Annotated in this window: 10 protein-coding genes, 1 other RNA gene and 1 pseudogene; 8 read left to right on the forward strand and 4 right to left on the reverse strand. The window is 66.1% G+C overall.

What is annotated here, in order from left to right; translation table 11 throughout:
- On the reverse strand, positions 1-431 hold a 431-nt coding region (locus Y887_RS20310), incomplete at its 3' end, for a hypothetical protein (protein WP_146093381.1).
- Positions 432-636: 205 nt separating this feature from the next.
- Here Y887_RS20310 and Y887_RS19155 point away from each other — a divergent pair.
- Positions 637-1669 (forward strand): annotated as a pseudogene (locus tag Y887_RS19155) (integron integrase).
- Positions 1670-1685: 16 nt separating this feature from the next.
- Here the strand turns inward: Y887_RS19155 and ilvD are convergent.
- Positions 1686-3524, reverse strand: coding sequence for a dihydroxy-acid dehydratase (gene ilvD, locus Y887_RS13205; protein ID WP_046964769.1), 1839 nt, complete (start codon positions 3522-3524; stop codon positions 1686-1688).
- A gap of 416 nt (positions 3525-3940) precedes the next feature.
- Between ilvD and Y887_RS13210 the strand changes: the two genes are divergently transcribed.
- A complete protein-coding gene (locus Y887_RS13210; protein WP_425476741.1) occupies positions 3941-4195 on the forward strand; it encodes a YkgJ family cysteine cluster protein in 255 nt (84 codons plus the stop codon).
- Between the two features lie 21 nt (positions 4196-4216).
- On the opposite strand, the gene Y887_RS13215 is transcribed toward Y887_RS13210, so the two are convergent.
- Positions 4217-4762 carry a gamma carbonic anhydrase family protein gene (locus Y887_RS13215; protein WP_046964798.1) on the reverse strand — a complete coding sequence of 182 codons (546 nt, stop codon included), beginning with the start codon at positions 4760-4762 and terminating at the stop codon, positions 4217-4219.
- Between the two features lie 447 nt (positions 4763-5209).
- Positions 5210-5285: non-coding RNA, sX9 sRNA (locus tag Y887_RS19160), on the reverse strand.
- Between the two features lie 514 nt (positions 5286-5799).
- On the opposite strand from Y887_RS19160, the gene Y887_RS13220 reads away from it, so the two are divergent.
- The 6 genes from Y887_RS13220 (at position 5800) to Y887_RS13245 (ending at position 12948) form a co-directional block, all read left to right on the forward strand.
- Positions 5800-7104: an MFS transporter gene (locus Y887_RS13220; protein ID WP_046964771.1), complete on the forward strand. Its 1305-nt coding sequence runs from the start codon at positions 5800-5802 to the stop codon at positions 7102-7104.
- A gap of 150 nt (positions 7105-7254) precedes the next feature.
- Positions 7255-8502 carry an HD-GYP domain-containing protein gene (locus tag Y887_RS13225; protein WP_046964799.1) on the forward strand — a complete coding sequence of 416 codons (1248 nt, stop codon included), beginning with the start codon at positions 7255-7257 and terminating at the stop codon, positions 8500-8502.
- Between the two features lie 443 nt (positions 8503-8945).
- Positions 8946-9476 carry a MarR family winged helix-turn-helix transcriptional regulator gene (locus tag Y887_RS13230; RefSeq protein ID WP_181113038.1) on the forward strand — a complete coding sequence of 177 codons (531 nt, stop codon included), beginning with the start codon at positions 8946-8948 and terminating at the stop codon, positions 9474-9476.
- Positions 9477-9614: 138 nt separating this feature from the next.
- Complete coding sequence (locus Y887_RS13235) at positions 9615-10634, forward strand: SphA family protein (protein ID WP_046964773.1); 1020 nt, start codon at positions 9615-9617, stop codon at positions 10632-10634.
- Between the two features lie 33 nt (positions 10635-10667).
- Positions 10668-11435 carry a coniferyl-alcohol dehydrogenase gene (locus tag Y887_RS13240; RefSeq protein ID WP_046964774.1) on the forward strand — a complete coding sequence of 256 codons (768 nt, stop codon included), beginning with the start codon at positions 10668-10670 and terminating at the stop codon, positions 11433-11435.
- Positions 11436-11466: 31 nt separating this feature from the next.
- Positions 11467-12948, forward strand: a complete 1482-nt coding sequence (locus tag Y887_RS13245; protein WP_046964775.1) for a benzaldehyde dehydrogenase — start codon at positions 11467-11469, stop codon at positions 12946-12948.
- The last annotated feature ends 70 nt before the right edge of the window (positions 12949-13018 follow it).

Consider the following 13018-nt stretch of genomic DNA (forward strand, 5'->3'; position numbering starts at 1 on the left):
CCACCACCAGGGATGGTCAGCTTGAAGGTCTCGGGATGCGCCCACCCCTTGACCGTAACAGCCCCGACGGACTCATCCCATACCGCTGATTCTAAGGAACGCGGAGAGGGGAAGTTTTTGAGAACAACCGCAGGCTTTTGCCAGCCAGGGCGATAAACCAAAACAGAGCCCGTTGAACTGTCTTGCCAGAGCGCAACAGAGCCGGATGGGGCGACAGACATGTTTTGGCACTGGCCAAAGTCTCGCGACTTGTAGAAGCAGTGGTTGAAGTGACCAACGCTCTCAAAGCCAAAGTCGCCGGAAACTTGCAGAGTTGCCTCACAGAAGCCGCCGGCGTGAGGCTTGAGCTGCTCGACGCCGGAGGCGCCGCCCGCACAAGTGGCGCAGCCGGACAGTAGGGCTGTTGCCGCCAAATATGCGATATGCTTCATGTGATGGCTAACAACTATTCGAAGTCAAAAAGGTGCGTAGCACCGGGGTGTAGTACGTAATCCCTGACCTCCACACCAAGTGCATTCCCATTGGTTTTACCGCGACACCCCGATCGTGGTGCGTGACCGCGGTGCGTAAGCATGTCGCATTACCCTGAGGTGACGCATCGCAATGCGACCGTATCATTCCGACCGAACGGCTTCAATGTCTTCGTCTGCATCGGCCGCCAGGCAGCCGTCTTCGGCAGCGCCTAGCGGGCGACGGCCTGCCAGGCTGTTGGACCGCGTCCGCGATCGGCTGCAGCGGCTGGGCCGTGCCAAGCGCACCGAGGATGCCTATGTTGGTTGGATTCGGCGCTTCATCCTGGCCAACGGCAAACGCCATCCAGAGACGATGGGAGTGCGCGAAGTGGAGGCGTTGCTGACCATGCTGGCGGCGCGCGATGGCGTGGCGCCTTCCACGCAGAATCAGGCACTGGCCGCCTTGCTGTTTCTGTATCGCGAGGTGTTGGGACGCGATCTGCCATGGATGGACGAGATTCAGCGTGCCGTGCGGCCGCGGCGGTTGCCGACCGTCCTGAGTGAGGTGGAGGTCATGGCGGTGCTGGCGCAGATGGAAGTGCGTCACGCACTGATGGCGGCACTCCTCTACGGGACCGGCATGCGCTTGATGGAGTGCGTGCGCCTACGCATCAAGGATGTGGATGTTGCGCGCAACGAGATCGTGGTGCGCGATGGCAAGGGTGGGAAGGACCGCCGCACACTACTGCTGCAGTCGTTGCGCGATGCGCTGCAGCTCCAATTGGACGAAGCCAAGCGCGTGCATGCGCGGGATCTGCAGGTGGGCGCAGGTGAGGTCTGGCTTCCGCACGCGCTGCTGCGCAAGTATCCCAATGCAGCGCGCGAGCCAGGATGGCCGTATCTGTTCCCGGCGCCGCGTCGTAGCGTAGATCCGCGCGGGGGTGCGGTTCGCCGCCATCATGTGGACGAGAAGGGTTTGCAGCGTGAGGTGAAGGCGGCCTGTCGGCAGGCAGGGCTGGACAAGCCAGCCAGCTGCCATACGCTGCGGCATTCTTTCGCAACCCATCTGCTCGAAGCCGGGTACGACATCCGCACCGTGCAGGAGCTGCTGGGTCACAAGGACGTGGCGACCACCCAGCTCTACACCCATGTGCTGGGGGCGAGGCGCGTCGGCGGTGCGCAGCCTGCTCGATCGTCAGCCGCTGGCTGGGCGATAAGCGCTGCTTGCGCGCCTCAGCCGTCCAGCATCGCCTTGTCGCGCACCGCACCCTTGTCTGCGCTCGTCGCCAGCAACGCATACGCCTTCAACGCCGTGGTGACCTTGCGTGGGCGTACCTCCACCGGCTTCCAGCCCTTGGCATCCTGCTCGGCGCGACGACTGGCAAGTTCCTCGTCCGAGATCAGCAGATTGATCGAGCGGTTGGGAATGTCGATCAGGATCTTGTCGCCATCGCGCACCAGGCCGATCGCGCCGCCTGCGGCGGCTTCCGGCGAGGCGTGGCCGATCGACAGGCCCGAGGTGCCGCCGGAGAAGCGGCCGTCGGTGAGCAGGGCGCATTGCTTGCCCAGGCCCTTGGATTTGAGATAGCTGGTGGGGTAGAGCATTTCCTGCATGCCGGGGCCGCCCTTGGGGCCTTCGTAGCGGATCACCACGATATCGCCGGCTTTCACTTCGTCGGCGAGGATGCCCTTGACCGCCGAATCCTGGCTCTCAAAGACACGGACATTGCCTTCGAAGACGTGGATGGATTCGTCCACGCCTGCGGTCTTCACCACGCAACCGTCGCGGGCGATATTGCCGTACAGCACGGCCAGGCCGCCTTCCTGCGAGAACGCATGCGCGACATCGCGGATGCAGCCGTCGCTGCGGTCGGTGTCCAGGCTGTCCCAGCGCGTGGCCTGGCTGAAGGCGATCTGCGTGGGGATGCCGGCTGGGCCGGCCTTGTAGAACGTGTGCACTGTTGCAGCGTCGGTCTGGGTGACATCCCACTGCGCGATCGCATCGGCCAGCGTGCGTGCGTGCACCGTGGCCGCGTTGGTGTGCAGCAATCCACCACGTGCCAGCTCGCCGAGGATGGCCATGATGCCGCCGGCGCGATGCACGTCTTCGATGTGGTACTTGGGCGTGTTCGGCGCGACCTTGCACAGTTGCGGCACGCGCTTGGACAGGCGGTCGATGTCGCGCATGCCGAACGGCACGTCGCCTTCCTGCGCGGCGGCGAGCAGATGCAGGATGGTGTTGGTCGAGCCGCCCATGGCGATGTCCAGCGTCATCGCATTCTCGAACGCTTCGAAGGTGGCGATGCCGCGTGGCAGCGCGGTGGGATCTTCGCCGCCATACCAGCGATGGCACAGTTCCACCGCCACGCGGCCGGCACGCAGGAACAGCTGCTCGCGGTCGGCATGCGTGGCCACCACGGTGCCGTTGCCCGGCAGCGACAGGCCCAGCGCTTCGGTCAGGCAGTTCATCGAGTTGGCGGTGAACATGCCCGAGCACGAGCCGCAGGTGGGGCAGGCACTGCGTTCGAATTCGGCCACCTTCTCGTCGGAGGCGCTGTCGTCGGCGGCGATCACCATCGCGTCGATCAGATCGAGTTTATGTTCGGACAACTTGGTCTTGCCGGCTTCCATCGGCCCGCCGGAGACGAACACGGTGGGGATGTTGAGCCGCAACGCGGCCATCAACATGCCGGGGGTGATCTTGTCGCAGTTGGAAATGCACACCAGCGCATCGGCGCAATGCGCATTGACCATGTATTCCACCGAATCGGCGATGATCTCGCGGCTGGGTAGCGAATACAGCATGCCGTCGTGGCCCATCGCGATGCCGTCGTCCACGGCGATGGTGTCGAACTCCTTGGCCACGCCGCCGACGCGTTCGATCTCGCGCGCGACCAGCTGGCCGAGATCCTTCAGGTGCACGTGTCCGGGTACGAACTGGGTGAAGGAATTGGCGATGGCGATGATGGGCTTGTGGAAGTCGCCATCGCGCATGCCGGTGGCGCGCCAGAGCGCGCGCGCGCCAGCCATGTTGCGGCCGTGGGTGGAGGTTTTGGAACGGTATTCGGGCATGGCGATGTCGACGACTGATCAGCGAGCGGTGGCTGGCAATTAGAGCGCGTCGCGACTGTTGCTGCTGCAACCGTCACCGCGCGTTCTGGTGATCGGTCACGGTAGCACGCAGCTGCCAGGCAGAAGCGCGGCGGCAGGCGGGGACGGATGCGATGCGCGCGCGGCCAGGCAGGCGCACGGCCAGCCGAACGGTTCATCGATGCGACGCGACACACGCGCGTTCCAGGCTGCGCACCGGCGTGCCGGTTCGGAGCGGCCACCGCAACTACTGCGCTCACCGTCAGGCGGGTGCGCCCGCTCCCGCGCCAGCGTTGCCAATCACGCGCACTGCGGTTCCGTGTGCCTGGCCCACCTCCACCGGGCGCTCGCTCGCTACGCGCTGCCGGCCGCTCTAAACTGCGCGTATGACCTCTGCCATGTCGTGCCGCGCCGGCTGCGCCGCGTGCTGCATCGCGCCCTCGATCAGTTCGCCCATTCCCGGCATGCCCAACGGCAAGCCGGCCGGGGTGGCGTGCGTGCAGCTGGACGTGCAGCTGGGCTGCCGGTTGTTCGGCTCGCCGCAGCGCCCGGCGGTCTGCGGCAGCCTGCTGCCGTCCCTGGAGATGTGCGGTAACTCGCGCGAGCAGGCCTTGCGCATGCTCGCTGCGTTGGAGCAAGCAACCCGGCCTTGACGGCGTCTGACCACGCCACGATCAGGCGCCGTCGGTGACGCCCAGATACTGATCCTTGAGCCGCACATAATGCTGTGCGGAGTAGTGCAGGCTTTCGATCTCCTTGTCGCTGAGCGTACGCGCCAGCCGGGCCGGATTGCCCAGCCACAATTCCGCTTCGCCAACCACCTTGCCCGGGCCCACCACCGCACCGGCACCGACAAATCCGTAGCGTCTGACGGTGGCCCCATCCAGCACGCAGGCACCCATGCCGATCAGGCACAGGTCTTCGATGGTGCAGGCATGCAGGATGGTGCCGTGGCCCACGGTCACGTCGGCGCCGATGATGGTCGGGTAGCCGGCCTTGTTGAACGGGCTGTGGTGGCTGACATGGATGATGGTGCCGTCCTGCACATTGGTGCGCGCGCCAATGTGCACATGATTGACGTCGCCACGGATCACCGTGCCCGGCCATACCGACACGTCGTCGCCCAGGCTGACCTTGCCGATGATGGTGCAGGCCGGGTCGACGTAGACGCGTGCGCCCAGCTGTGGGATGTGGTCCAGGAACGGGCGAATCGGGGGCACGGCACTCTCCGGCAAGTCAGCGTGCCGCCAACTGCGGACACCGGTGGATGATACCTGTGCGGTGCGTGTCGCTGCGGTAGCGGCGGTGCTGTGCTGTGGATGCAGATGACGCAGATGCGCGTCATGGGTGCTGTCGGGGGCGGTGCGTATCGATGCGTGCCGGGTGATACTTATGGATATGGCTGCAGGTGAGTGACGTGATGTGACGTCATACGCAGTGCTGCTGCATACGCGTGCTGCAGATCCGGCGATCAGACGAAAGGGGCCGCGCCTTTGCTGCCCGTGATGCATGCACGACCGGGAGCGACCAGCAGGACTGCTGCGCGGCCAACGGGTGGGCGCGCCCTGCACCCCGTGCGGCATGCACCAGTCGTATCCCGCTTCTGGGCGCTCAGTCCACACCCGCGTGGCGATTGTCAGCCACGTTTGCTCAGTCGCCCTGAGAGCGGCTAACAAGACGTAGCGAGCAGTCGTCAGGTGGGCATTGGCGGCGCGCAGGAACCGCAGTGTACGCGGGGTACATACCGCACCGAGCACCGGCCGCACCCGCCTGGTGGGGAGTGCAGTCGTTTTGTTGGTTGCTCTAAGCCGCAAGGAGCGTTGCCGTGGTGATCGCTGCCGAGATGACGCCTTGCGCAAGGTGACGCGACGCTCCTGGCACGCACCGCACCCGCGCGTCGAGGGCGATCTCGAACAGCTGGCGAGGTAACGACGCGGCTACGAACGATGCAGCCGCCAGAGCTGATCGCCAAGCGCGCGCCATGCCTGGAGGCGCAGCAGACAACGCAGACACCACGCCCGAACGCAGCGCTGCGCAAGCGAAGCCGATCGGTCCTGCGTCCGATAAGCGCACAACTCTGCGGTAATCGGTCTTGAACGGCACCGGCAATCGGCCTAGCGTGCATGCCATTGCGACGTATCGCTCGCCTCTGCCGCACGCACCAGTCTTCACGTTTGCGCATGCGCGGCGCTCCCTGCCGCCGGGGATGCACGAGCGCCAACGCTGCACCACATCAGCACCCTCACAGGACACGCCAATGCTGCAAGGCACGCCAACTTCCGCGCACTTCGTCCTGGAGCGCATGACGCCGTTCCAGTGGAGGGCCGTGGCGGTGTGCGTGTTGCTGACGATGCTCGACGGCTTCGACGTGATGGCGATGGCGTTCACCGCGCCGCATGTGTCGGCCGACTGGCAGCTGTCGGGCAAGCTGCTGGGGGCGCTGTTCAGTGCCGGGCTGGTCGGCATGGCGGTGGGCTCGCTGTTGCTGGCGCCGCTGGCAGACCGTATCGGTCGCCGTGCGCTGATCCTGGTGTGTCTGGCCATCCTGACCGTCGGCATGGGCGCATCCGCGCTGGCAGGCACTGTCTGGCAGCTGGGCGCGCTGCGGGCGTTCACCGGGGTCGGGATCGGCGGGATGCTGGCCTGCGTGGCGGTGACCGCGGCCGAATATTCCACTGCACGCTGGCGCAGCACGGCGACGGTGTTGCAGGCCACCGGCTACCCGGTCGGGGCGACGATCGGGGGCGCGATCGCGGCGGTGCTGTTGCAGCACTGGTCCTGGCCATCGGTGTTCTGGCTCGGCGCGCTCGGCTCGCTGCTCTGCGTGCCGCTGGTGCTCGCCTGCTTGCCCGAATCGCTGGACTTCCTGATCGCCCGACGGCCGCCGCACGCGCATGCGCGCTTCAACGCGGTGCTGGCCCGCATGGGGATGCCGCCGCATCCGCAGTTGCCACCGGTGCAGGCGGCCGGGCAGGTGCAAGGGTATGCGGCCTTGTTCGTGGGCGCGCTGCGGCGGCAATCGCTGCTGATCGCGCTGGCGTTTTTCCTGTTGATGTTCGGGTTTTACTTCGTGCTCAGCTGGACCCCCAAGCTGCTGGTCACTGCCGGCCTGTCGGCTGCGCAGGGCGTCACCGGCGGGGTGCTGTTGAATCTGGGCGGTATCGTCGGCGGCACGCTGTTCAGTTGGCTGGCGCTGCGCGGGCGCCTGTCGCGGCTCACCGCCGGCGCACTGGTGCTGGTGGCGGTCGGGATGGTCGCGTTCGGCTTGAGCAGCACCGTGCTGAGCTGGGCATTTGCCACGGCGTTGCTGACCGGCGCGGCCCTGACGGCGGCGATGGGGGGGCTGTATGCGGTGGCGCCGGTGGTCTTCAGCGCGGCGGTGCGCTCCACCGGGATGGGGTGGGCGATCGGCGTCGGGCGCCTTGGCGCGATTCTCTCGCCCCTGTGCGCCGGGGCGCTGCTGGATGCCGGGTGGTCGCCGGCTATGTTGTATCTGGCCTGCGGCGTACCGTTGCTGTTCGCCGCTGCCGCGGTCGTGGCGATGCGCCTGCCGGAGCGCTGAACTGCTCAGCTGACGGTGCCAGATGCCGGCTGAGCAGGTGGCCGCGGTCGCGCTCGCAGACCAAAGAAATCGCGACCGGTGCCGATAACTCCGGAGACCGCCAAGCCCGTGGCGGACCCTTCCGTGGACATCGTGCAGACCAGCGCCGGCATGCTCAGAACCATCGACTCCGACCAACTCCGTCCCGGCATGTATGTCTACAAGCTGCTGGGCGCGTGGGTGCACCATCCGTTCTGGAAGACGTCGTTTTTGGTCGATTCCGATGACGTGGACAAGATCCACGGCAGCCGGATCGAGCAACTGGTGATCGACACCGCCCGCGGCCTGGACGTGGACACGGGGGCGACGGTCGGCGGGCAGGAGGCGGGCGATGCGCCATCGCCGCCGCCCACGCCGGAACCGGACTCGCCGGAGCCTGCTCCCACCGCGCGCAGTGCGCGGACCAATAGCGTCACCGCGCAGGTCGGTATCGAGGCCGAAGTGGTGCGGGCGCGACGTATTTTCGAAGACGGCCGCGACACGGTGGAAGCGATGTTTCGCGACGTGCGGCTGGGGCGCACTGTCGACACCGAGGCCGCCATGCCGTTGGTGGAAGCCATCAACGATTCGGTGCTGCGTCATCCGCAGGCCTTGATCAGCGTGGCGCGGCTCAAGACCGCCGACGACTACACCTATCTGCATTCGATGGCGGTGGCCGGGCTGATGAGCGGGTTGGCGCGGCAGCTCGGCCTGGCCGAGGCGCAGGTGGTGGAGGCGGCGATGGGCGGCCTGCTGCACGACATGGGCAAGGCGGTGACGCCGCTGGAGATTCTCAACAAGCCCGGCCGGCTCACCAACGAAGAAATGGAGGTGATGCGTCAGCATCCGCTGGATGGGCATCGCCTGCTGGTGGCCGGCGGCGTGCAGAACGCGGTGGTGCTGGAAATCGCGCTGCATCATCACGAAAAGATGGACGGCAGCGGATACCCCAATCGTCTGGTCGGGCAGGAGATCTCGCTGATGTCGCGGATGGGCGCGGTGTGCGATGTATACGACGCCATCAGTTCCGACCGTCCCTACAAACGCGGCTGGGACCCGGCCGAATCGCTCAAGCAGATGGCATCGTGGAAGGGTCACTTCGACCCGACGATCTTCCAGGCGTTCGTGCGCCGGCTGGGCATCTATCCGGTCGGCTCGCTGGTGCGGCTGGAATCGCAGAAGCTGGCCGTGGTGATCGAACAGACCCCGGACGCGCTGCTCAAGCCCAAGGTGCGCGTGTTCTATTCGGCCAAGCTGCGCAGCCACGTGCTGGTGCAGGACATCGACCTGTCGCGGCCCGATTGCCAGGACCGTATCGCGCAGATGGAAAGCCCGACCGACTGGGGCTTCCGCGATCTCGAGAAACTCTGGCTGCCGTAAGCGCGCTGCGCAGGGCTGCCTTGTCGCGCGCTGCATGCGCAGCGCGTGCGTGCGCGGGCTGCGATGACCTCGACATACCACTGCGGCACCAGCCACGGCAGCTGGCTCAGCTGCGCCCTGCACTTGCCTTCACACCTGCCCGGCACCCGCCCGCTAGCGAGCGCGACCATGCTGCGCTGCAGCTTGGCAATGTAGTTATGATCTATAACTATTCCGAAACGCAATCACTTGCCGACCGGATCTCATGTCCACCCCGTGCCTGGATCACCGCCGTCCCCCGCACACCGCAGCGCCGTATCGCTGTCAGGTGCGGGCGTGCCAGGGCGGCGTGGCGACGACATGCACGTGCGCATGGTCCCAGCATGGTCCGACAGCCTGCGTGTCCACATCGCCAGGCCTGGCCGCGTCTACAATGCGTTGCACGCCGGGGATCGGCGTTGCGGATCGGGCGCATGGCGCGTACCGCTCCGCCCGCTGCCTTTGTCGCGAGAACCGTCATGCCCGCTACTGCCACTGCCGCACCGTTGCCCGATGCCATCACCGCGGTGGACCAGGCGCGTCTGCTGCGACTGCTGGGCTACCGCATCACCCGCACCGAGTTGCTGGTGCGGCGGATGTTTCAGGAATGCGTTGCCGCCTTCGATCTGAAGCCGGTCGATTTTTCCTTATTGATGCTGGTGGATGGCAACCCGGGCATCAACCAGCGCCAGATCGGCGACGTGCTGCATGTCTCGCCACCGAACCTGGCCATCGTGGTGGCGCGGCTGGTCAAGCGCCGTCTGCTGCGGCAGGTGCGCGGGCGTCAGGACCGGCGCATGCAGCATCTGTCGTTGACCCCGGCCGGCGTCACCCTGCTGACCGATGCCGAAGCCGAGGTGCTGCGCATGGAACAGCAGCTCAGTGCGGTGCTCGGCACCAGCGAGGCGCCGCTGCTGCGCGCGCTCGATCGCCTGGATCGGCTCGATACGCCGTAAGCCCTCTGCGCCGGCTCCCTGCCGGGCAGCGTGATCTCAGCAACGTCTTGATGGCACGTGCCGTACGCAGCGCGGGGATCGCCCCTGCCTGATCGCGTGCCCGGTGGCACGCCCCGCTGTTTCCTTCCAACGCTGGAGATGTGCGCAGTGATTCGATCATCGGTGGTGCATGGCGTGGCTGTATGGGCAGCGTGGCGGGTGCGTGCAGCGCTCGGCATCGTGGCGCTGCTTGCGAGCGGGGCCGCGCTTGCGCAGGGCGTGCCGCAGAGCACGGCGTTGACCAATGGCCTCAACACCGGTGGAACGAGTTTTCTGGATGGTTTTACCCGCACCACGCCCGGCTGGGCGGTGGTCACCTACCTGCGACAGACCTCGCTGGATTCGGTGAAGGACGCGCGCGGCGACGATGTGCCGGTGTTCGACAACCCGCACATCGACTCGACGCTGCTGTTGACCCAGGTCGCTTATGTCACGCCCTATAAAGTGTTCGGTGGCGCATTGGGCATCAACACGCTGCTGCCATTGATCAAGCTGGATGCCTCGTTCGGCCGCAACAGCATCGCCACCTTGCGCGACAACGGCGCCGGGGTGGGCGATCTGACCTTCGGCCCGTATCTGCAGATGTTGCCGGTGATGCGCGATGGGCGGCCGGTCTTCTCGCAGCGGTTCGAGTTCGACGCGGTGGCGCCGATCGGCAAGTTCGACCGCGACCGCGATCTCAACCAGGGCTCCGGCTATTGGTCGCTGATCCCCAATTACGCGTTCACGGTGCTGCCCACACCCAACTGGGAAATCAGCGCACGCCTGAACTACGTCTACAACTTTCGCAGCGAGCGCCGGCCCAACCTGCCCGACGGGTTCGACTTCCGCAACGGCCAGGCTGGCGATGCCGGCTGGATCAATTTCGCCAGCTCCTGGGAAGTGGTGCCGGACGTGCGCCTGGGCATCAACGCGTACTACCTCACCCAATTTCGCGATAACCGTACCAATGGTCAGCGCGTGCCCGACAGCCGCCAGCGCGTGTTCTACGCAGGTCCGGGCGGCGTGTGGCGATTCGATGCCAACAACATCCTGTTCGCCAATGTGTATCTGCCGGTGGAGGTCAGGAACGCGGCTTCCGGCAACAACGTCAACGTGCAGTACGTCCATGTGTTCTAGCGCCGGCGCAGCTGGCTCCTACGGAGGGTGGCAATGAATTTGCAGAACAAGACGATCGTGGTGACCGGTGTGGCGTCGGGCATCGGCGCAGAGGTCGCACGGCTTGCGCGGTTCCATGGCGCCACGGTGATCGGTGTGGATCGCACGCCGGCGCAGATGACCCTGCATGGCTTCCATCAGGCCGACCTGGGCGATCCGGCCTCCATCGATGCGCTGGTGCGCGCACTGCCTGAGCAGATCGATGCGTTGGCCAATGTGGCCGGCGTGCCGGGCACCGCACCGCTGGACGTGGTGGCACGCGTCAATTACCTGGGGCTGCGTCATCTGAGCCAGGCGCTGTTGCCGCGCATCGCTTCCGGCGGCAGCATCATCAATGTCGCCTCGATCCTGGGCGCCGAATGGCCGCAGCGGCTGGACCTGCACAAGCAACTGGCCGCTGCCGAGAGTTTCGACGCCGGCACGGCCTGGCTGGCCGCGCATCCGGTGGCGCACGACACCTGCTATCAGTACTTCAAGGAAGCCTTGATCGTGTGGACCTTGCTGCAATCGCGGCCGTGGTTCGCCGAGCGCGGCGTGCGCGTCAACAACGTCTCACCCGGGCCGGTGTTTACCCCGATCCTCGGCGATTTCGCCGCTATGCTGGGCGAGGCGCGCGTCAAGGAAGACGCCAAGCGCATGACGCGCCCGGCGTATGTCGACGAAGTGGCCGAGGCGATCGTGTTTCTTGCATCGGATGCGGCGCGCTGGATCAACGGCATTACCTTGCCGGTCGATGGCGGCCTGGCATCGACCACGCTGTAGTTCCCCACTATTTTCAGCAGGAGGCTAGACCATGAATGCTCTTCCCAGCGCAGCGGTTGCTGCGAATGCGACACCCGCGTGGCACGGCTGCATCTTCAACGGCGAGTGGGTGCCGGGCCACGGCGGCGCGTTGCCGATCCATGAGCCGGCCACCGGCGGGTTGCTGCACGAGGTGAGCAAGGCCGATCTGGCCGATGTTGCCGCCGCCATTGCACAGGCCAAGCAGGCGCAGCGCGCCTGGGCCGCCACCACGCCACGCGAACGCGCTGCGGTCTTTCACCGCGCCGCGCAGGCGATGCAGGCACGCAGTGCCGAAGCCGCATTGCTGATCGCACGCGAAACCGGCGGCATCCTGCCCAAGGCGCAGCGTGAGGTCGATGAAGCGGTGGTGTTCTACCAGCAGGCTGCCGGCCTGCCGTTGCAGGCGATGGGGCAGGTGCTGCCGACCGGCGCCGGCCAGCTCAGCCTGGCCCGTCATCTGCCGCTGGGCGTAGTGGCGGTGATCTCCCCGTTCAATTTTCCATTGATCCTGTCGCTGCGTTCGGTGGCGCCGGCACTGGCGATGGGCAATGCGGTGATCCTCAAGCCAGACCCGCGCACGCCCTACACCGGTGGCGTGATCATTGCGCAGGTGCTGGAAGAAGCCGGCCTGCCCAAGGGCTTGCTGCATGTGCTGCATGGCGATGCGCAAATTGGGCAGGCGCTGGTGGAAGCGCCGGATATCCCGATGATCGCCTTTACCGGCTCCACTGCAGCCGGCCGCCGCATCGGCGAACTTGCCGGGCGACACCTGAAAAAGGTGTCACTGGAACTGGGCGGCAACAACGCGGTGATCGTGCTCGACGATGCGGATCTGGACCGCGCCGCCTCGGCGATCGCCTTCGGTGCGTACATGCACCAGGGACAGATCTGCATGGCCACCGGACGGGTGCTGGTACAACGCAGCGTGGCCGATGCGCTGACCCAGCGTCTGGCGGAAAAAGCACGGCATCTGCCGGTCGGCGACCCGGTCAGCGGCACCGTGGCATTGGGGCCGATCATCGATCAGCGCCAACTGCAGCGCGTGATCGATATCGTCACCGACAGCGTCGCCGCCGGCGCAGTGGTGGAAGCCGGGGCAACCAACGAGGGCTTGTTCTACGCAGCGACCGTGTTGTCCAACGTGCGTCCGGGCATGCGTGTGTTCGATGAGGAAGTGTTCGGGCCGGTGATCAACATCACCGTGTTCGACACCGATGAAGAGGCCGCGCAACTGGCCAACCACGGCGAATATGGGTTGGCTGCCGGCATCATGTCGACCTCGGTGTCGCGGGCGCTGGCACTGGGCGAGCGCCTGCATACCGGCTTGCTGCACATCAACGACCAGACCGTGGCCGATGAAGTGATCAACCCGTTCGGCGGCACCGGCGCATCCGGCAACGGCACCAGCGTCGGTGGTCCTGCCGATTGGGAGCAGTACACGCACTGGCAGTGGCTGACGATCAAGAGCGAGGTGCCGCAGTACCCGTTCTGATGGCAGGTGCCGAGGCCGATGGGTTGGCCTCGGCACTGGCTGCAGGGAGGGCGGGACCGCGTCGCGGTGT

Origin of the sequence: Xanthomonas pisi DSM 18956, from assembly GCF_001010415.1 — a bacterium.
Classification (GTDB): Bacteria; Pseudomonadota; Gammaproteobacteria; order Xanthomonadales; family Xanthomonadaceae; genus Xanthomonas; species Xanthomonas pisi.

Bases quoted from the DNA above. Each gene is read 5' to 3' on its own strand.
- Y887_RS13220 (WP_046964771.1), top strand. From the start codon at position 5,800: ATGCTGCAAGGCACGCCAACTTCCGCGCACTTCGTCCTGGAGCGCATG.
- Y887_RS13245 (WP_046964775.1), top strand. From the start codon at position 11,467: ATGAATGCTCTTCCCAGCGCAGCGGTTGCTGCGAATGCGACACCCGCG.
- Y887_RS13235 (WP_046964773.1), top strand. From the start codon at position 9,615: ATGTGCGCAGTGATTCGATCATCGGTGGTGCATGGCGTGGCTGTATGG.
- Y887_RS13240 (WP_046964774.1), top strand. From the start codon at position 10,668: ATGAATTTGCAGAACAAGACGATCGTGGTGACCGGTGTGGCGTCGGGC.
- Y887_RS13225 (WP_046964799.1), top strand. From the start codon at position 7,255: ATGCTCAGAACCATCGACTCCGACCAACTCCGTCCCGGCATGTATGTC.
- ilvD (WP_046964769.1), bottom strand. From the start codon at position 3,524: ATGCCCGAATACCGTTCCAAAACCTCCACCCACGGCCGCAACATGGCT.
- Y887_RS13210 (WP_425476741.1), top strand. From the start codon at position 3,941: ATGTCGTGCCGCGCCGGCTGCGCCGCGTGCTGCATCGCGCCCTCGATC.